The sequence below is a fragment of the Clostridium intestinale DSM 6191 genome, assembly GCF_900130055.1.
In the GTDB taxonomy this organism is placed as follows: Bacteria; Bacillota; Clostridia; order Clostridiales; family Clostridiaceae; genus Clostridium_T; species Clostridium_T intestinale.
The window spans coordinates 165,125-185,674 of the sequence record NZ_FQXU01000006.1 but is presented as its reverse complement, the minus strand read 5'-3'; the positions used below and the strand labels follow the sequence as shown (position 1 = coordinate 185,674).

At 31.0% G+C, this 20,550-nt stretch carries 18 protein-coding genes; 1 reads left to right on the top strand and 17 read right to left on the bottom strand.

Features of this window, described 5'->3' with window-relative positions; translation table 11 throughout:
• Positions 1 to 13: 13 nt before the first annotated feature.
• The 4 genes from BUA92_RS10115 to uvrA form a co-directional block, all read right to left on the bottom strand.
• The gene (locus BUA92_RS10115) at positions 14 to 1,486 is read right to left on the bottom strand and encodes a peptidoglycan D,D-transpeptidase FtsI family protein (RefSeq protein ID WP_073019197.1); all 1,473 of its coding nucleotides are present in this window, start codon (positions 1,484 to 1,486) and stop codon (positions 14 to 16) included.
• A gap of 3 nt (positions 1,487 to 1,489) precedes the next feature.
• Entirely contained in the window at positions 1,490 to 2,710 is a 1,221-nt protein-coding gene (locus tag BUA92_RS10110; RefSeq protein ID WP_073019195.1) for an FtsW/RodA/SpoVE family cell cycle protein, read from the bottom strand.
• Between the two features lie 13 nt (positions 2,711 to 2,723).
• On the bottom strand, positions 2,724 to 3,167 hold the full coding sequence (locus tag BUA92_RS10105) for an FHA domain-containing protein (protein ID WP_073019194.1): 444 nt from the start codon (positions 3,165 to 3,167) through the stop codon (positions 2,724 to 2,726).
• 204 nt (positions 3,168 to 3,371) lie between these two features.
• Entirely contained in the window at positions 3,372 to 6,197 is a 2,826-nt protein-coding gene (gene uvrA / locus BUA92_RS10100) for an excinuclease ABC subunit UvrA (RefSeq protein WP_073019193.1), read from the bottom strand.
• Positions 6,198 to 6,439: 242 nt separating this feature from the next.
• Between uvrA and BUA92_RS10095 the strand changes: the two genes are divergently transcribed.
• Positions 6,440 to 7,057 (top strand): lactate utilization protein, encoded by a 618-nt coding sequence (locus BUA92_RS10095; protein ID WP_073019192.1) that lies wholly within the window; start codon positions 6,440 to 6,442, stop codon positions 7,055 to 7,057.
• A 105-nt stretch (positions 7,058 to 7,162) separates the two neighbouring features.
• On the opposite strand, the gene BUA92_RS10090 is transcribed toward BUA92_RS10095, so the two are convergent.
• From BUA92_RS10090 to ftsE, 13 genes are all read right to left on the bottom strand, one after another.
• Positions 7,163 to 8,251: a DUF871 domain-containing protein gene (locus BUA92_RS10090; protein ID WP_073019191.1), complete on the bottom strand. Its 1,089-nt coding sequence runs from the start codon at positions 8,249 to 8,251 to the stop codon at positions 7,163 to 7,165.
• Between the two features lie 20 nt (positions 8,252 to 8,271).
• The gene (gene anmK, locus BUA92_RS10085) at positions 8,272 to 9,423 is read right to left on the bottom strand and encodes an anhydro-N-acetylmuramic acid kinase AnmK (protein ID WP_073019190.1); all 1,152 of its coding nucleotides are present in this window, start codon (positions 9,421 to 9,423) and stop codon (positions 8,272 to 8,274) included.
• Positions 9,424 to 9,439: 16 nt separating this feature from the next.
• Entirely contained in the window at positions 9,440 to 9,760 is a 321-nt protein-coding gene (locus BUA92_RS10080) for a hypothetical protein (protein ID WP_073019189.1), read from the bottom strand.
• 18 nt (positions 9,761 to 9,778) lie between these two features.
• Positions 9,779 to 10,090 (bottom strand): PTS lactose/cellobiose transporter subunit IIA, encoded by a 312-nt coding sequence (locus tag BUA92_RS10075; RefSeq protein WP_073019188.1) that lies wholly within the window; start codon positions 10,088 to 10,090, stop codon positions 9,779 to 9,781.
• 230 nt (positions 10,091 to 10,320) lie between these two features.
• A complete protein-coding gene (locus tag BUA92_RS10070) occupies positions 10,321 to 11,655 on the bottom strand; it encodes a PTS sugar transporter subunit IIC (protein ID WP_073019187.1) in 1,335 nt (444 codons plus the stop codon).
• A gap of 21 nt (positions 11,656 to 11,676) precedes the next feature.
• A complete protein-coding gene (locus tag BUA92_RS10065; protein ID WP_073019186.1) occupies positions 11,677 to 11,985 on the bottom strand; it encodes a PTS sugar transporter subunit IIB in 309 nt (102 codons plus the stop codon).
• A gap of 17 nt (positions 11,986 to 12,002) precedes the next feature.
• Entirely contained in the window at positions 12,003 to 12,914 is a 912-nt protein-coding gene (gene murQ / locus BUA92_RS10060) for an N-acetylmuramic acid 6-phosphate etherase (RefSeq protein ID WP_139259329.1), read from the bottom strand.
• Positions 12,915 to 13,074: 160 nt separating this feature from the next.
• Positions 13,075 to 13,911, bottom strand: a complete 837-nt coding sequence (locus BUA92_RS10055; RefSeq protein WP_073019185.1) for a MurR/RpiR family transcriptional regulator — start codon at positions 13,909 to 13,911, stop codon at positions 13,075 to 13,077.
• A 155-nt stretch (positions 13,912 to 14,066) separates the two neighbouring features.
• On the bottom strand, positions 14,067 to 16,040 hold the full coding sequence (gene uvrB / locus BUA92_RS10050; protein ID WP_073019183.1) for an excinuclease ABC subunit UvrB: 1,974 nt from the start codon (positions 16,038 to 16,040) through the stop codon (positions 14,067 to 14,069).
• Positions 16,041 to 16,215: 175 nt separating this feature from the next.
• Positions 16,216 to 17,484, bottom strand: a complete 1,269-nt coding sequence (locus BUA92_RS10045) for a PDZ domain-containing protein (protein WP_073019181.1) — start codon at positions 17,482 to 17,484, stop codon at positions 16,216 to 16,218.
• 14 nt (positions 17,485 to 17,498) lie between these two features.
• On the bottom strand, positions 17,499 to 18,755 hold the full coding sequence (locus tag BUA92_RS10040; protein WP_073019179.1) for a S41 family peptidase: 1,257 nt from the start codon (positions 18,753 to 18,755) through the stop codon (positions 17,499 to 17,501).
• Positions 18,756 to 18,826: 71 nt separating this feature from the next.
• Entirely contained in the window at positions 18,827 to 19,717 is an 891-nt protein-coding gene (gene ftsX / locus BUA92_RS10035) for a permease-like cell division protein FtsX (RefSeq protein ID WP_073019178.1), read from the bottom strand.
• Complete coding sequence (gene ftsE, locus BUA92_RS10030) at positions 19,704 to 20,393, bottom strand: cell division ATP-binding protein FtsE (RefSeq protein WP_073019177.1); 690 nt, start codon at positions 20,391 to 20,393, stop codon at positions 19,704 to 19,706. The genes ftsX and ftsE overlap by 14 nt, the downstream gene beginning before the upstream one ends.
• Positions 20,394 to 20,550: the final 157 nt, after the last annotated feature.

Sequence of the window (20,550 nt, the reverse complement as noted above, 5' to 3'; positions counted from 1 at the left end):
AAACCACCTCTTCCTATTTGCCCATGGCTGTTTTTAATACCTTTCCTGCAGTTTCTGCCGCTGCTACACCGCCGACTCCTCCATTTTCGATTAACACCGCAATTGCATATTGAGGATTATCTGCTGGAGCAAATCCAATAAACCAAGCATTTGGAACTGCATCTTTCCCATCTGGAAGCTTATAATCGGCTGTACCAGTTTTACCAGCCACATTAAGTCCTTTAAAATAGGTCCATTGACTGTTCTCTCTACTACTTACTACATTTCTCATGTAATCTTTAATTATTGCAGCATTTTCACTTGAAAGGCTTCTTCCTATATTTTTTGTATCTATATTCTTGACGGTCTTCCCATTTTTATCAACTACTGTATTTACAAGTTTAGGCTCAACCATTACTCCATCGTTAGCTACGGCAGAAGCTATTAATGCCATCTGCATAGGTGTAGCTAAAATAGAACTTTGACCTATTCCTGTTTGAGCTATGCTTCCTTTTTCTGAATCATCTATGGTAGGGAATTGAGAAGTTTCTATAACTACTCCATTAGCAGGGATGTTTTTATTAAAATAATAATTCTCTGCTGTAGTCTTAAGCTTACTATTTCCTAAATCCATAGCTAGTGTACCAAAAACCACATTTGATGAAACCCTTAATGCATCCTTTAATCCTATAGAACCATATGAAGCTCCAGCATAGTTACTCAAGGATTGCTTAGAATTAAATACTATCTTTCCGTTATCATTAAAGGTTCTATTCGTAACTCCAGGTAAATTTTCTAATGAAGATGTTAAAGTTACAATCTTAAAGGTTGATCCTGGAGCATACATACCAGCTGTACTTCTATTAATAAGTGGAAAATTTGATTGCGCTCCTGAATTAGCTGCTTTCATAACATCGTCTAAATTATTAGGATCATACGTAGGACTAGAAACCGAGGCTATAATTTCTCCAGTTTTAGGATTTAACACCACTACTGCTCCTTTTTTATTTTCTAATGCTTGATAAGCAGATTTTTGTACATTAGTATCTAATGAGGTAACTAAAGAATTCCCGACTATATCCTCATCTTCATCTATTCTATTTTTAAAAGCTTCTTTAATTTTTAAAGTATCTAATAAACTATTAACCGAATAAGATATTTTATTATAATTTCTTAATTCCTTGTCATAAGTATTTTCTAATCCTGTTAGTCCATACTTTTCATTTGCATATCCTAAAATATGTGAATATAATGATCCTTGAGTATATTTTCTTTCTTGAGTTAATGCATCTTTTCTTTTACTCTCCGTTAGAGCCACCATATTTCTATCATATATAGTTCCTCTTAAAACCTTATTTCTTTCCGCCCACAATCTCTGATTACCTGTTTTTTCTGCTATATCAGGAGCTTTAAAAGCCTGAAAATAAGCTATATAAGTAATTAAAGCTAAAAGTAAAAAAGAAAAAACTATCATTACTTTTTTTATACTACTTTGAATATCTTTCATACTTTAACCCTCCTCTGATATCTTTTGCATAATTCCAAGTGCAAAAAACATTGTTAGCATAGAAGTTCCACCATAACTTATAAGAGGAAGCGTTATACCAGTCAATGGAATAACAGCAAATACTCCACCTATAATTACTAAAACCTGAGCTGCAATCATTGCTGAAAATCCAACTGAAATCAGTTGAGAAAATCTATCTTCGACCTTAAGTGCACTTCTCATACCTCTATAAAATAAAAGGAAGTAAAGCATTAATATACCTATCCCAAATACCATTCCCATTTCTTCGCAAATAACTGCAAATATAAAATCCGTTGTATTTACTGGAATGAATCCTGGATACCCTTGCCCTAGTCCTGTTCCTACCATACCACCTGATGATATAGAATAAAGCCCTTGAACTATTTGATAACTTTCGTTATTTGCATATGCCCATAAATCCTTCCATATAAGAACTCTATTTCTTACATGAGAAAATAATCCATAGGCTACTACTGATCCTACAGAAAATAGCCCTAAACTCATAAATACGTATTTCCCTTTAGCTGTAGCTATATATAATATAGTTACTGAAATTCCAAAGAAAATTAAGGCAGAACCTAAATCTCTCTGTAAAACCATACATCCTATGGATGCCATAACTACTGCTGCTGGCTCCACAAGTTGTTTAAAGTCTCCCATTAAATTCTTCTTGTCTTCATAATTTCTTAAAGCCGAAGCCAGGTAGAGAACTAAAAATATCTTTCCGAATTCTGATGGTTGAAATCCAAAACCTCCAAATAGCACCCAGTTTTTTGCTCCATATTGTTCTTTACCGATAAGTAAGGCCATAGGCATAAACAGAGCCGTAGCCGCTAAAAAATAGTATCTATATCTATTAAAAGTTTTTAGGTCTGGAAGTAATACTATTATAAGAATATAAGCTGTTATTCCTGCTATAAACCATATAATTTGCTTTATAGCAACTTTTTCATCTAATCTATATAAAACTGCTATCCCTATTACTGCTAAAACAGCTGCAAATATAAGTATAAACTTATCTCCATCTGGATAGTATTTTCTTATAACAAAGTGAGAAAACCCTATAAGTATAATTAATACTCCTCCCATAATTAAAGCTCCTATATCTATAGGATCTTTAAGGACTGCTAGATTAACGAAAAGTGCTATGGTTAAAAAGTATACTACTGCTAAAAGTTTTCTTTCATCCTTTAAAGTCTTCATTTTTTCACCCCAGTTACATCACTTTAAATACTACTGTACCTATTTTTATTTCATCATTCATTTTTAACTTCATTCTTCCTTGTAGTTTTTGATTATTAATATAAGTTCCGTTAGTACTATCTAAATCCTCTAAATAAAACTCATTATTTCTCACATATAACTTAGCATGGTTACCTGAAACAAAGGTATCAGATAAAATAATAGAATTATCATCTTTTCTTCCTATTGTTACAGTGTTTCTAACATGTATAAGAGAGCCTTTCTTTAGATTAGAGTTTTGTCCTTCATTAACAACTTCTAACCCATAGGCTAATTTTTCTTTATTAGATGAACCCTTTGTTCTATTTCCGCCTTTTACATCTTTGTACATAATTTTAAGCGCGTAGTAAATAATTATGTATAATACCACAATAAATAAAATTGCAAAGACCACTCCTATCAATTTCTGAAAACTCATGTACTCACCTCAATTATTATTTCATACTCTTATTTATATTGTCTCACTAGTACATTAATGATTATACAACAAAAAAACTACAAATATTGCATTTTTCAGGTAATCTTAAGAAATTCCTATAAAATTATATATTATTTTAGGGTACCCACTAGTCAATTTATGACACTTTATGGATACCCCAACTCAATCAACTTACACCTGATCTTATTCTAAATATTTTTTAAGATATTTACCAGTGAATGAACTTTCAACCTTAATAATTTCTTCTGGAGTTCCTGTAGCTACTATAGTGCCACCTCCATCTCCACCTTCTGGACCTAAATCTATAATATAATCCGCACATTTAATCATATCTAAATTATGTTCAATTACTACTACAGAATTTCCGGCTTCAACAAGTCTTCTAATTATCTGAGTTAATCTATTAACATCATCTATATGTAAACCTGTTGTTGGTTCATCAAGAATATATAAGGTTTTCCCTGTACTTCTTTTTGAAAGTTCATAGGCTAATTTTATTCTTTGAGCTTCTCCACCAGAAAGTTGTGTTGATGGTTGACCTAATCTTATGTATCCTAGACCTACATCATACAAGGTTTCAAGTTTATTCTTAATTCTTGGTAGATTCTCGAAGAATTTTAATCCTTCTTCCACTGTCATATTTAATATGTCATCTATATTTTTACCTTTATATTTTACATCTAAAGTCTCTCTATTATATCTTTTTCCTTTACAAACCTCGCAAGGTACATAAACATCTGATAAAAATTGCATTTCTATTTTTATAATTCCGTCTCCAGAGCAAGCCTCACATCTTCCACCCTTTACATTAAAAGAAAATCTGCCTGGTTTATACCCCTTCATTTTTGCCTCAGTAGTTTGAGAGAAAAGTTCACGGATTATATCAAAAACTCCAGTATATGTGGCTGGATTAGAACGTGGTGTTCTTCCTATTGGGCTTTGATCTATATCTATTATCTTATCTATAGCCTCATATCCCGTTATTTCTTTATGTTTACCTGGAACGATATTAGCTCTATTTATAATTTTATATAATCCTTTATATAAAATTTCATTAACTAGGGTACTTTTCCCGGAGCCAGATACACCTGTAACCATTGTTAGTAATCCTAATGGAATTTTAACATTAACATTTTTAAGATTGTTTTCCTTTGCTCCTTTTATAGATAAGAAGTTACCATTTCCTGTTCTTCTCTCACTAGGTAATTCTACTACTTTTTCTTTTCTTAAATATTGGCCTGTTATAGACTCTTTACAATTCTTAATAACATCTAAAGTTCCAGCAGCTACTATATTTCCACCATGTTCTCCAGCTCCTGGTCCTATATCTACAACAAAATCAGCTTCTTTTATTGTATCATCATCATGTTCAACTACAATAACCGTATTTCCAACATCTCTTAGGTGTTTTAAGGTCTTAATCAGCCTGTCATTATCTCTTTGATGAAGTCCTATACTAGGTTCATCTAGTATATATAAAACTCCCATTAAAGATGATCCTATTTGAGTTGCTAATCTTATTCTTTGTGCTTCTCCTCCTGATAGAGTTCCTGAGTTTCTTGCTAAGTCTAAATAATCTAATCCTACATCCTTTAAGAAACTTAGTCTGCTTTTTATTTCTTTTAGAATTTGTTCACTTATTACCTTATTTTTTTCTGATAACTCCAAGGAATTTATATAACTGAGTTCATCATTTACGGATAATCTTGTGAATTCGCTTATATTTTTCTCTCCTACAGTTACAGCTAAAGCTTCTGGCTTAAGCCTATGTCCTTTACACTTAGGACAATGATTATTGCTCATAAACTTTTCTACTTCACCTTTAATAAGATCAGAGTTAGTATCTCTATATCTTCTTTTAAGATTATTAATTTCTCCCTCAAACGCATGATTGTAGGTTCCTTTAATCCCTTCCTTTGTATAATCTACTGAAACTCTCTCACCCTTAGTTCCATATAATAATAGCTCTACTATGTTTCTTGGAAGATCTTTTATAGGAGTATTCAAATCGAAACCATATTTTTTGCTTAAAGAATTTAATACTGCAAAAGTCCATGCATCTTCCTTAAGTCTTCCATCTCCCCAAGAGGCAATAGCTCCCTCCATTATAGATAATTCCTTATTAGGTATCACTAAATCTTCATCTATTTCCATTAAAGTTCCTAAACCATCACAGTGGTCACATTTTCCAAAAGGAGAGTTAAAAGAAAATAATCTAGGTGCTAATTCATCTATACTTATTCCACAATCAGCACAAGCAAAATTTTCTGAGAACAATACATCTTCTTCTCCAACTTTATTGATTATTACTAAGCCGCCGCTAAGTTTTAATGCCATCTCTAGAGAATCAGTTAACCTTCTCTCTATATCTGACTTTATAACTAATCTATCTACAACAGCTTCTATGTTGTGTTTGTTATTCTTTTCTAGCTTTACTTCCTCTTCAGTAATTTCGTATATTTCTCCGTCTATTCTTGCTCTCACAAAGCCATTTTTTCTTATGCTATCTAAAATCTTTTCATGAGTCCCTTTTCTGCCTCTAACAAGAGGAGATAATACTTGTATCTTTGTTTTTTCCCCCATTGCCATAACATGATCTACAATCTGATCCACTGTTTGCTGGGTTATCTCTTTTCCACACTTAGGGCAATGTGGAGTTCCTATTCTAGCATATAACAGTCTTAAATAATCATAAATTTCTGTAACTGTACCAACTGTAGAACGTGGGTTTTTTGATGTAGTCTTTTGGTCAATTGATATAGCAGGAGAAAGTCCCTCTATGTATTCAACATCTGGTTTATTCATTTGTCCTAAGAATTGTCTAGCGTAAGCTGATAGGGATTCAACATATCTTCTTTGTCCTTCTGCATAAAGAGTATCAAATGCTAAAGAAGACTTCCCAGAGCCTGATAATCCAGTAAATACCACTAGTTTATCCCTTGGAATTTCTAAACTTACGTTCTTTAAATTGTGAACTTTTGCACCTTTAATAATTATCTTATCCTTCATTTAATCCTCCTGTTGATCAATATACTTCTATAGATTCCTATCTAATATTTTTGCCTAAAATTCTGAGTAAATTCAAATTTGTTATATATATTGTTGAACATCTGTTCGTATAGTTTATATTTTAAATCTTTCAAGTGCATTAGTCAACAATCTATTATATAGAAATATTTATATATTTCTATATATTGCTGCTCTCTTATTTATTTGATATACTATTTCTCAAAAGTCTTAGAGGTGAGTAAATGAATCAAAGTATTACTAAATTAATAAATAGTCTTGAAAAAAATAATATGGCTGGCTACTTTGTAAACAACAATGAAGAGCTATTAAATTTAATATCTGAATTAATAATCAAAGGGTCTTCAGTAGGTTCAGGTGATTCTATAACTTTAGAAGATACAGGTATTTTTAAGTTTTTAAGAAATGGCAATTATAGATTTTTAGATAAATTTAATCCATCTTTATCGAAAGAAGAAAAACGTGATTTATATATAAAGAATTTTAATGTTGATACATTTATTACTGGTACAAGTGCCATTACTCTAGACGGAAAAATTTTCAACATAGATGGTAATGGAAGCCGTGTTGCCCCTATGCTCTACGGTCCTAAGCAAGTAATTATTGTGGTTGGTATTAACAAAATAGTTGAAAATCTAGATAGTGCAATCAAAAGAACTCGCCAAATAGCTGCCCCCTTAGATGCAAAACGTTTAGGGAAATCTACTCCCTGTACTAAATTAAATAGATGTATAGACTGTAACCATAAAGAACGCATATGTAATGATTTTGTCCTAATAACAGGTCAATTTATAAAAAATAGAATAAAAGTTATAGTAATTAATGAATCTCTAGGTTATTAGAACTTTAAACAATTAAAACTTTATAACTTTTTATAAAGTTTTAATTGTTTAACTGTATAAAGTTATAACTTTTCCACAAAAAAAACTGCTGCAATGCAACAGTTTCTACTTAACCTCTTTTAATCTAAATTTTTGCCATGGTTCAATAAAATCTAATAAAAACTGTTCTTCTGGAACTATTCTCCCCACAACATTAGATTTTCCTGAGTTTTTCATTTCTTTTTTTACTAAATGCAGTTCCCCTGCATAATGTCCATAAAGACAAGTCTCTATAACTAGATCTCCTTTTTTCATATCTATTGTGTTAAATGGAATAAATTCATGTCCCTTAAACTTAACTCTGCTTTGTGTACTCCTAATAACATAATCCGAAACATCTCCTCTGTTAAAATGCAATTCTTCTAAAAGAATTTTTCTTTCAACACTAGGTACATCTTTATTTATTTCAACATTAAATGATAAACAATATGGATCTATCTCGCTTAATTGCCTCAATTCCTCTTCTGATGCAAAGCAGTTAGCTATTATTATATCATCAATCAATCCAGTAGCCCATAAATGTTTAGCTTGTGCTACTATACCCATTTCTCTATGAATTTCTAAAGTACATAACCCTTCATTTACTGGCCAAGGACCAAATGTAGCCTCAGTGGAGTTTACAAATGCTGCTGTAGTTATTCCTAATTCTTTATACTGTTTTGAGCACTTTATAAAATGATCATAACTTAATCCTGTATATCTATGTGGATAAAAATTATGACAAGCCATTATGTTATTCATATTAGGTTTATAAGATTGAATATTATCTATATACTTTGTTCCTGAGCTCATATTTAATTCTATCTTTAATCCTTGGGGATTATAAGTCATTAAGGATTCCTCGTTCCCTGTAAAACCCATGTCTAACCTTACTCCATAGGCTCCTATTTCCTTAAAAAAGCTTAGGTCTTCATAACTTATATTTAAGTCTCCAAAGACTCTAGGGGAAACGTCAGCCATTACCTCCATATTGTATTTGTTTGCATGCTCAATTGTTTTTTTAAATTCTTCAACAATCTTTTCTTTATCTCCCTCAACGGATAAAAGACAAGTAAAAACTCTCTTAAACTTGTATTTCGCAGCTAAATCTATATAAGCTAAATTTTCTTCTAATGTTGCATGTGTAGGATAAATTGAAATTCCTAATTTTCTCATATCTCTATCTCCTTTTATTTTTATATAGGCGGTAATGTTATATTTCCTAGTATAACTCTTTTGCTTGCCCCTGTAGCTCCCAAAACATTTCCGGCCCTTCTATTAACAGTTTCATAAGCTAATAAGGCAAATGCCACTGCTTCTTTTGCATCTGATGATAATCCTAAATCTTCTTGTATTAATACTTTAACATCCTTAAGTTCTTCTTTAAGCATTTTGATCAGGGTTTTATTATAACTTCCCCCTCCACCTAAAATTACTTCGTCTATTTTTAGTTTTGGAAAAATAAATTTTTTATAATTATAAGCTATAGATTTAGCGGTAAACATGGTCATAGTTGCTATTATATCTTCAGCCTTTAAATCCCCATATTTATTTAAAATACAATCTACTAATTGTTTTCCAAATAATTCTCTTCCAGTAGTTTTAGGTGGTTTCATAGATATATATTCTATACTCATTAGTTCATTAAGTAGGTCTTGCTTTATACTTCCAATGCTTGCAAAATAACCATCTTTATCATATGATATTCCTTTTAAATTTTTAGTAACTTCATCAATTATCATATTTCCTGGTCCAGTATCAAAAGCATAGACATCTTCTAATTTGCAATATCTCGGTAATACAGTAGCATTCCCTATACCTCCAATATTTTGTAAGATTCTATTTTTATCTCCTCTATAAAGCAGATATTCCGTATATGGAACTAAAGGAGCTCCTTGACCACCAGCCGCCATATCCATAGTTCTAAAATTAGAGATAACTGTGGTTTCTGTTTCATATGCTATAATTGCTGGTTCTCCTATTTGTAGTGTTGATTTTATATGTTCTCCATAAGCTTTTGGAATATGAAAAATAGTCTGACCGTGTGATCCTATAATATCCAGTTTATCAATATCAAAATTTGCTTTTTTGCACAAATTTTTTACAGCATTACTAAATGCATATCCTAATTCAAAATTTAAACTGCATATGAGTTCTACATTAGAACTTTCTTTACTTAAGGCTCTTTTTATTTTTTCTTTTAGTTCTTCTTCCAATGGCTCATTTATAAAATCTATTAGCTTTACTTCTATTTTGCCATCCATTTCTACTATATTTATTAATGCCGAATCAATACCATCTAAAGAAGTTCCTGACATCAGTCCCACTACATAGCTTTCTTTTTTCATGACATAACCTTCTTCACTATTTTTTCTTTTTATATTTAGGAATAGTATTATTATAGATTACTCCTTTTAATTCCTTCTTCTCAATCATCAATCTTGTTGTCTCAAAGAATATTATACAACTCATGCCAAATACAAATCCCGATATTTGTAATACAAATTTAGGTAAATTTTCAAATGCCACTGTAGGAATTATTATTATAAAAGGAGCTATAAAAGCAATATACCATCTATATTTCATCAAATTCCATTTTTTCACTTCAATCATGTATTTTGTGAGTTTTGCAGTTATAGCTACAAAAGCTATTAATAGTAATATATTTAAAAGAGTGTTTATCATAAAAAACACCTCCATTTTTTATTTTTTTAATTCTTTTATTTCTTTACACATTTCTATCATTTGAACTATCAAATTTTGTTCTGAGATTGCTGTCATAAGCTGATCTTGTGCATGAACCATTAACAAGCTCATTTCAACTTTTTCTCCATTTATTTCTGACTGTATAAGCTCTGTTTGAGTCTTATGAGATAACCTTAGTTCTTCTTCACTTTTTTTAATTGAATCCGCTGCCTCATCAAACCCTCCTTCTCTTGCAAATTTTAAAGCATCAAAAGCATGTCCTCTTGCGTCACCACAGTGTAATATTATTTCAAAAATTTTTTCTTCCATTATTTTTCCTCCTAATGTTATTATTTTTTTATAGAAAAATATAGCATCATCTATATAACTATATATATATATAACTATATATAGTACTCATGCGGATTATAAGCACTTTCATATCTTTGGCTTTAAGTTCCCTAAAGAAACTACATATCAAAATATAATCTAAAAAGGGAGCAGTCGCTAATAAAATTTATCTGCTAATGCGACAGCTCCATGATTATTTTATAATTTAACTATACTTGAACAGCTCCGTCAACTTGAGCATTTTCTTCTTTAATAAGTTTTGCTTCATATGATTTAAAGAATGGATAGTATATAGCAACACCTATTAATATATTTATTATTACTAGAACAGGTGCTTTCCAGTCACCACCAGTAGCTAGATATGCTCCTATAGGTGCTGGTAGAGTCCATGGAGCATTAACTACAAATCCTGATATCATTCCCGATTTAACTGCTATATAACTTAATATTGTCATTACAGTTGGTGCTAATATAAATGGTATAGCTAATATTGGATTTAAAACTAATGGTACACCAAATATCAAAGGCTCATTAATATTAAATAGTCCTGGAATTAATGAAAATCTTCCTACAGACCTTAGATAAGTCGATTTGGAGAATATTAGAAGTAAGCACAATGATAATGTGGCTCCGGATCCTCCTATCCAAACAAACCATTGATAAAATTGCTCAGGTGCAACATATGATAGTTTATTTGATGCAATTCCATTAGATAAGTCTAAGGCATTTTGTTCTAACATTATTAGCCACATAGGTCTCAATATAGATCCTATTATAGATACTCCATGAACACCTGCTGACCATAATAGAGTTATTAATATAACAGGTAGTACTACTCCAATTAAACTATTTCCAACTATATTATTTATTGGCTTAAAAACATTTATAATTGCTTGGTTTAAATCAAACCTTAATACTACTCTTACTACCCAAGATGCTATTATAACAACAGCTGCTGGAATCAGAGCTTCAAAACTTCTTGCAACAGATTCAGGAACTTGATCAGGCATTTTTATAGTTATCTTATGTTTCTTTAATATTCTTAATGTTTCAACTCCGAATATCATCATAATTATTCCTGTGAACATTCCTGCTGCCCCTAAATTTCCCATAGGCAATATCCATCCCGGAGCAGTTATTTTATCTGCACCTTCAACTCCTGCTTTAATAGCATTATTTACTACTCCATCGATGTTTAGTGGAATTGTCATCATTAAAAAGCCTGCTAATGATAGTACTCCTCCACTCATTCCATCTAGTTTATATGATTTTGCTAAACTATACCCCATACCATATACAGCATAGATAGACATTAGCCCCATTGTTATCCTATATGGAATCATTATATTTGCTACATGTGGTGCTACTAAAGTCTTTAATGAATCTATAGGCGGTTGAGCCACGATAATGAAAAAGCACCCTACTATGATAAGTGATAAAGTTGAAATAATTCCGTCTCTTATTGCCTTTAAGTACCTTTGTTCAGCAAGCCTAGCCATCGGTGGCATAAACTTTTCTTCAATCCATGTTAAAAAATTCTGCATTCTTCATCTCTCCTTCATATATTATTTTTTATGTTTTTTAATTTGTTCTAAAGTCTTTGGAGCTCCTAAAGGTGTATATCCCATAGGTATTATAAGCTCTATTGGTACATTATATTGTGTTGCTTGATTCTTAAAAGTTTCAAATCTATGCTTAACTTGAGGCGCTACTATAGCTAAATCATACTCTCCAGTAGCTAACTCATCCTCAAATTCGGATGTTCCAACAGCCTTAATATCTAACTCAAAATTTTGTCTATCAGCCTCTCCCTTTACAGCTTTTACAACTATTGCAGATGACATTCCCCCTGAACATACCATTAATACTTTCATGTAAATCCCTCCTAAATCTATTTTTTTATTGATTCAATAGCCTTGGCTATGTATCCATAATTTTTATTTAAAATTGTTTCAGCATTTTCCATTTCTAAATTAGAAACAATCATGAATATAGATAATTTTACATTATATTTAGTTTTTTCTAATACTCTTGAGGCCTCCTCTTTACTTACCCCAGTAGCTTCTACTACTATTCTCTTTGCTCTTTCTATAAGTTTTTCATTACTTGCCTTTACATCTACCATTAGATTACCAAATACCTTGCCTATTTTGATCATTACTCCAGTTGATATCATGTTTAAAACTAACTTTTGTGCTGTACCTGCTTTCATTCTAGTTGATCCAGTTACTACTTCTGGCCCTACTACAGGACTTATTGGAATATCTGCTATACCACTAATCTCTGAATCAGGATTACAAGTTAAAGAAACAGTTTTAGCTTGTATACTTTTAGCATATTCTAAGCCTCCAATTACATAAGGCGTTCTTCCGGATGCAGCAATTCCTACTAGAACATCCTTATTAGAAAAATTTATACTTTTCAAATCCTCGGCACAAAGTTCTTTTGAGTCTTCTGCACCTTCTATAGCATTGAACATTGCTTCTTTTCCTCCAGCAATAAAGGCATGTACCAAGCTAGAATCAACGCCATAAGTAGGAGGACACTCAGATGCGTCTAACACACCTAGTCTTCCTGATGTTCCTGCTCCACAATAAATTAATCTTCCTCCATTTTGAACAGCTTCTGCTATGATATCTATAGATTTAGCTATGTTATATATCTCTTTCTCAACTGCTAATGGTACACTTTTATCCTCATTATTTATGAGTTTAAGCATTTCTATAGTAGTCAGCTTGTCTATATTTTTAGTGTTTTTATTTCTACTTTCTGTTACTAGTTTATTTAAATTAATTCCATTCAAAATATCACCTCACGTAAATGTTTTCACCTTCAATTATCATTATACACTTTTGAAATAATATTTCAATATTTATTTTAATTTTATGAAATAAAATTTTATTTTATTCCTATTTTTGTGGAAATAAAAAAACATTTTCTAAAATATAGAAAATGTTTTTCATCTATTTCAATTTTTTGACTATTTCCTTTGTTTCCATTAGCATATCTTCAATTTTATCAAAATTCCCAATAGCTACACCTAGAAATAGTATATCTATAAGTGCCAGTTGATCCATTCTAGATGATATAGCTCCAAATCTTAGTTGTCTTTCCTCATTAGGTATGTTTAAAGATATATCACTTATGCTAGAAAGAGGATTCTTATTACAATTAGTTATACTTATTACTTTTGCTCCTTTTTCTTTAGCTCTTATTACCCCTTCATTTACCTCTCTTGTTTTACCACTATAGGATATTCCTATAGCCACATCTTTATTTGTGATATGTACTGCCGCTGCTAGCTGTAAATGACTATCTATATTAAATATAACCCTTTTATTTATCCTAACTAGCTTATACATTAAATCCATAGCTACTAAAGATGAAGCCCCTATACCAAATAGATATATGGTATTAGCCTCTCTCATTAAATTTATAGCCTCCTCTAAATTCGTAGTATTTATCAAACTATATGTCTCTTTTAAAGAAGTAACCGCCCTATTCACTACCTTTTCTGCTATATCTGATACGGAATCTTTAGGTGAAATAATGGTATCTAACTCTTCCTCTTCGGAATTTGTAGTTTTAGCTATCTCAATTTTCAATTCACCAAATCCAGAAAATCCTAATTTCCTAGAAAATCTTACAATTGAGGCTGGAGAAGTTCCTGTTTTTTCTCCTAACTCTTGTGCCGAAAGATTAACTACCTCTTCTTGATTTTTCAATATATACTCACTTATCTTTTGTTCAGATTGTGTGAAGTCCTCTGAGTATTGTTTCATTCTAACATGAAATCCCATATAACCCTCCAAATTTTTATTGATATCTAATTAATAATTTTATCATAAATCTCACTTATTGTTATATTATTTCATTTATTAATATAATTTAATAAGTATTTTTTTCTATCAAATTTAAATAGGGTTATTGCACTATTAAACATAGTGCAATAACCCTATTTCTTGTCTTTAAGCTTCTTTATCTTATCTCTTAATTCTGCTGCTCTTTCAAATTGTAGATTTTTAGCTGCATCCATCATTTCTTCTTCATATTTCTTTATTAGTTCTGCCTTGTTTTCTATGCTTTCAGTAACTAACTCAGATAATCCGTATACTTCTTGATCCTCAGCAACCTTTGTAGCTTCAATAACCTCTCTTACATCTTTAATTATTGTGGTTGGAGTTATTCCATGTTCCTCATTATATTTAATTTGAATATCTCTTCTTCTATTAGTTTCCTTTATAGCTTTATCCATAGCGTTAGTTATTTTATCTGCATACATAATAACCTTTGATTCAGCATTTCTAGCTGCCCTACCAATAGTCTGAATTAGCGAAGTTTCAGAACGAAGGAATCCTTCCTTATCGGCATCCAATATAGCCACCAAAGCTACCTCTGGTATGTCTAATCCTTCTCTCAATAGATTTATTCCTACAAGAACATCTTCCTCACCCAATCTAAGATCTCTTATTATTTTCATTCTTTCAATTGTCTCTATATCAGAATGCATATATGTTGTTTTTACTCCTAGATCTTTAAGATACTTAGTTAAATCTTCAGCCATTCTCTTAGTTAATGTGGTTACTAACACTCTAAAGCCTTTATCTACAGTATTTTTTATTTGACTGTATAAATCATCTATCTGTCCTTCTACAGGTCTAACTTCAATCACAGGGTCTAGAAGTCCTGTTGGTCTAATAACCTGTTGTGCTATATTAGTAGAATTATCTATCTCATATACAGCTGGTGTTGCAGATACAAAAACAACCTGATTTATTTTTTTCTCAAACTCTTGGAATTTCAGTGGTCTATTGTCATATGCACAAGGAAGTCTGAATCCATACTCTACCAAAGATTCTTTTCTACTTCTATCTCCTGCATACATCGCTCTAACTTGCGGCAAAGTTACATGAGATTCATCTATAAAAAGCAGAAAATCCTCTGGAAAATAGTCAATTAAAGTTTGAGGTGAGGTTCCTGGAGCCCTTCCATCTAGAATTCTAGAGTAATTTTCTATTCCTGTACAATATCCCATCTCTCTAATCATTTCTATATCAAAATTTGTTCTTTGTTTTAATCTTTGAGCTTCTAAAAGTTTTCCTTCTGCATTTAGTTCCTTAAGTCTATCCTCTAATTCAACTTCTATGGTTGTTAAAGCTTTTTCTACAGTTTCATTAGATGCAGCAAAGTGGGATGCAGGTGTTATAGATACATGTTTTCTATCTCCAATTATCTTACCGGTCAAAACATCAAATTCTCTTATCTTTTCAATTTCATCTCCAAAAAATTCTACTCTTATTCCTTTGTTAGATGATGATGCTGGTATTATGTCTAAAGAATCTCCTCTAACTCTGAATGTACCTCTAGCGAAGTCTATATCATTTCTTTCATATTGAATTTCTATAAGTCTTCTCATTATTTCATCTCTATCTTTTTCCATACCAACTCTTAAAGATATAGTAAGTTTCTTATATTCTTCTGGGTTACCTAATCCATATATACAAGATACGGAAGCAACAATTATTACATCTCTTCGCTCTAGTAATGCTGACGTAGCTGAGTGACGTAACTTATCTATTTCGTCATTAATTGACGCATCTTTTTCTATAAAAGTATCTGTATGAGCTACATAAGCTTCTGGCTGATAATAGTCGTAATATGACACAAAGTATTCAACAATATTGTTTGGAAAAAACTCTTTAAATTCAGCACATAATTGAGCTGCAAGTGTTTTATTATGTGCAAGTATTAATGTAGGTTTCTGAACTTCTTCAATTATATTTGCCATAGTAAAAGTTTTACCAGAACCAGTTACACCTAATAAGGTCTGCCCTCTTTCACCATTTCTCAAGGAATTTACAATACTTGCTATAGCTTGAGGCTGGTCGCCTGTAGGTTTAAATTTTGATTCTATTTTAAAGTTACCCATATTTCCCTCCTACTCCTTAATAAAACTAACTTAAATCACTCATCGAACATAAGTTCCTAAATATATTCTATATTTATATTCTCTCTTAGTCAATATTTACTCATTAATTAAAAATGTAAGCTAAACCCATAAATAAATACTTATTTTCAGATTAGCTTACATTACTTATTAGTCTTTATTCTTTATTGTTTTTCCTATTTCTAACCTTCTCTAAAACACTTCTAAAATCATTATCTAAAGGCATAGCATCTTCTTGCTTAACCATTTTAGGAACTAATACTACCCCTATTCTTCTATTTATATCTGGTTTTAATGTATAGTCACATATTATCCCATTTATATTTTTCACTTTTAATTTTACATCATTGAAGCTTTCTTTAACAATCTTATATATTTCAGCTTCATTGCTAATTATTTCTTCATTTATACCAAGTATCTTATCACCACTTTTGATACCAACATCAAATGCAGGTGATCTTGGTGCTACTTCAAGCACACATATTCCTTCTTCATCGCTGGTATATATCGGCGACTTTTTTTCTTCTATGTAGCTAGATAACCTAAGCATTGCTTCATGGGCTAGAGGCATAAATATCAAAGCAATTATACTTCCTGCAATCCCAAGGCCTGCTATCAATGCAACACCACATAATAAAATTCCATAAAGAGAAATTAATGAACCAGACAGTAATGTCTTTTCTCTTTTAGTACTGGAAAAAGTAATAGATGAATATCCTACAACTCCATAATAGGGAAATAATCCTATTATTGCTGTCTTTAAAATATCTAGTGTATAGCTGTGATTAAGTATTGGCCACCAATCAGGGGTTCCTACACTTTGTGTTCCTATATAACTTCCTGATGAATTCATTATTATTAACACAGCTATAGGCAAAGACCAGTATCTATTAAGTGCAAACCCACCTAATATCTTACCATTCTTATTAGTAAATACAGGTATAGCTCCTCTGCTTCCATCAATAATAACTAAAAACCCTTCTACTATATGAATAATTCCTACAAACATTACTAAATGTACTATATCTAGTTTTATTGGAGATTGATCTCCATATATAAACGTTAAAATTAATGTTAAGGCTCCTATTATAGCCCCACTATATGAAAAACATACGAATCTAGGTTTATATAACATCAATAACATTGATACTAAAAACAACCACTCTATCCTTGAATTTTCATTAAACATTATACCAAAGTAAGTTAATAATAAGCTTCCAATTGCACCTGCAAAAATACCTAAAACTATTTGTGACAAAGTAAGTTCTAGGGGAGAGTTAATACTCTCCCCTACTATCATTTTTTGCATAAATGATATCTTCTTATTTTTAAAATAGAACATTACCCCTAATAATATAACAACTATTATCGATGGTCCTATTATCGCAGATGCTACAGATCTTAATGTATATAAGGTTAGATCCATAGTCTTAAATCCTCCTATTTTAATTTTTCTGTTATCAACTCTAAAGCTTTAGCAAATTGAGGATCTTTACTTCTATTATATTTTGCAGTTGCCAATTCTTTTGGATACTCCACTTCATAATCAGCTTCAATTCCACTTTTATGAATATTGTTTCCATTAGGAGTATACCACTTAGAAATTGTTACCTTTAATAAAGTCCCATCGTCTAATTCTAGAGGTCTTTGAACTACACCTTTTCCGAAAGTTTTAGTTCCAACTAAATCCGCTACTTTATAATCTTTAAAAGCTCCGGATACAATTTCTGAAGCTGATGCTGTTCCATTATCTATAAGTACCACTAGAGGCGTTCCAATGAAGCTACCACCTTGTGATAAAGCATGTTCTTCTTGATTATACTTATCTTTTGTTGCTACTATTACTTTATCTTTTTGAATAAATTGAGATGCTACAGATACTGCGGTATGCATATATCCACCTGGATTTCCTCTAAGGTCTAATATTATACCTTTCATTCCTTTACCCTTTAAATTGTTTAAGGTATCTAAAAATTCTTTATCTGTATGTTCATCAAAAGAACTTATTGTAACATATCCAACTCCGTTTGATAACATCTCACCTTCAACAGATTTTACTGTTATAGTATCTCTTTTTAGTTTAATATCAAAATTGCCTTTATCTTCTCTATATAATGTTAGGGTAACGTCTGTTCCTTTTTCCCCTCTGATCATAGCCACAGCTTTGTCATACTCTTTAGATGAAACGTCTTTTCCGTCAACCTTTAATATAACATCACCTTTTAAGATACCTGCTTTTTCTGCTGGAGAACCTTCAATAGGTGTTACAACTACTATATTCTCATCCTTTATGTCAAGTTGTATCCCTACTCCTGAGAAGTTTCCTTGCATTTTACTATTAAAACTTTCAGCCTCTTCTTTTGTCATATATACTGTGTAAGGATCTCCTAATGATTCAGTCATTCCTTTAATAGCTCCATCTACTAATTTATCCTCATCGATTTCACCATCATATTTTAAATAAAGCTCATCTCTAATTGAAAATAGTTTTTTAAATTTCTCTACATTGTCTATTCCTTTAAGTGATTCACTTATTTCCCCTCTTCCCCAAGGAATTACTAGTCCATTTAATGTTAGCCTATTCCCTAAGAAAAAGAAGAAAATATTACTCCCTAGAAATAGCAAGGCAATTATTACTGCTATCAAAATCTTAGGAAATTTTGATTTTCTTTTTACTTCAACAAATTTATTATTCATATTTTGTCTTCCTTTCATACATCCTTGCTTTAAATATATTAACATATGTAGAGAATATTATACCATATTTGTTAAACTATTAAGAATTTTCTAAGAGCTATGAAACTTCCAAATGCACCAATTAATATTCCACCTATTATAAACTCTCCAAGCATCACTGTTAATACATAACTAGGAGATACCAATGTCATAGTAATAAGTTGTTTAGATATTACAGAGAATAATACACTATAAGATGAATATAGAACAATATTAGATAATACAGCACCTAATAAACCTATAATTACACCTTCTATTATAAATGGCCATCTAATAAACCAATCTGTAGCTCCAACAAACTTCATTATTCCAACTTCTCTTCTTCTTGAGAAAACTGTTAGCTTTATTGTATTTATAATTAAGAATAGCGATACTCCTACTAATATTATAAATAGTACTACGCCTACCCATCTTATAGCTTTTGTAAAAGAAGCAATTTTATTAATCAATTCTTGATCATTTTCTACGCTTTCTACGCCAGTCATATCAGATACGGAATCAGCCACTACTTCAGCATATTCTGGTTTCTCTAGTTTTACTAAAAATGAATTGGTAAGTGGATTGTTTTTATCATCATATCCATTAAGTAAATCTTTATATTCATTTAATTGACCTTTAAATTTTTCTAAAGCTTCTGCTTTAGATTCATATACAACATCTTTAACTCCAGTTTCTTTTTTTAACTGTATTTCAATTTCACGTTGATCCATCATTGTAATATCGTCTTTAAGTACTACCATTATCTCAACTTTAGATTCTATATCTGCTACACCTTTACCTATGTTTAATGCTGTTAACAAGAAAACTCCAAATATAAGTAATGTAACTAAAACTGTAGCCATTGATGCAATACTAATAGTTAAATTTCTTTTTATACTTTTAAATGCATCTACTATAAAATATTTTATACTACTTAATTTCATCTTCATACCTACCTTTCATGATGTCTCTTGCTATTGTACCTTTTTCTATAGCTATAACTCTCTTTTTCATAGTATCAACTATGTCTTTAGCATGTGTAGCCATTAATATAGTAGTACCTGCTCTATTTATATCATCTAATAAGCTCATTATTTCTGTAGAAGTTTCTGGATCTAAGTTCCCTGTAGGCTCATCTGCAATTAATACCGATGGATTATTTACTATTGCCCTTGCCAAAGAAACCCTCTGTTGTTCTCCACCAGAAAGTTCATTTGGGAACATTTTGTATTTGTGCGATAATCCAACTAAAGATAATACCATAGGCACTCTTCTTCTTATTTCTCTTTGAGAAGCTTCAACTACTCTCATTGCAAATGCAACATTTTCATACACATTTAGAGTAGGAATAAGTCTAAAGTCTTGAAAAACCATTCCAATTTTCCTTCTATAATATGGTACCTGAGCTCTTTTAACTGCTGATAAATCAGTTCCATTAACTATTATTTTACCATTAGTAGGATCTACTTCTTTTATAAGCATTTTTATAAAGGTTGATTTACCTGCACCTGAAGGACCAACTAGGAAAACGAATTCTCCATTTTCTATTTTTATATTAACATCTACCAGAGCTTTTACGTTGTTATTATAAAGCTTACTTACATTCTTAAATTCTATCATATAAACACCTCTCAATTTTTTCATCAAAATAGTTAGCCAGTTTTGTCATATATAGTTTTATTATAGCATACAAAAAATTTATTATGAAATCCAATTTTTAAAAGTTTTTTAATAATTTCTATTTTTCTGTAGAATTATATCAATATATTTAATATTT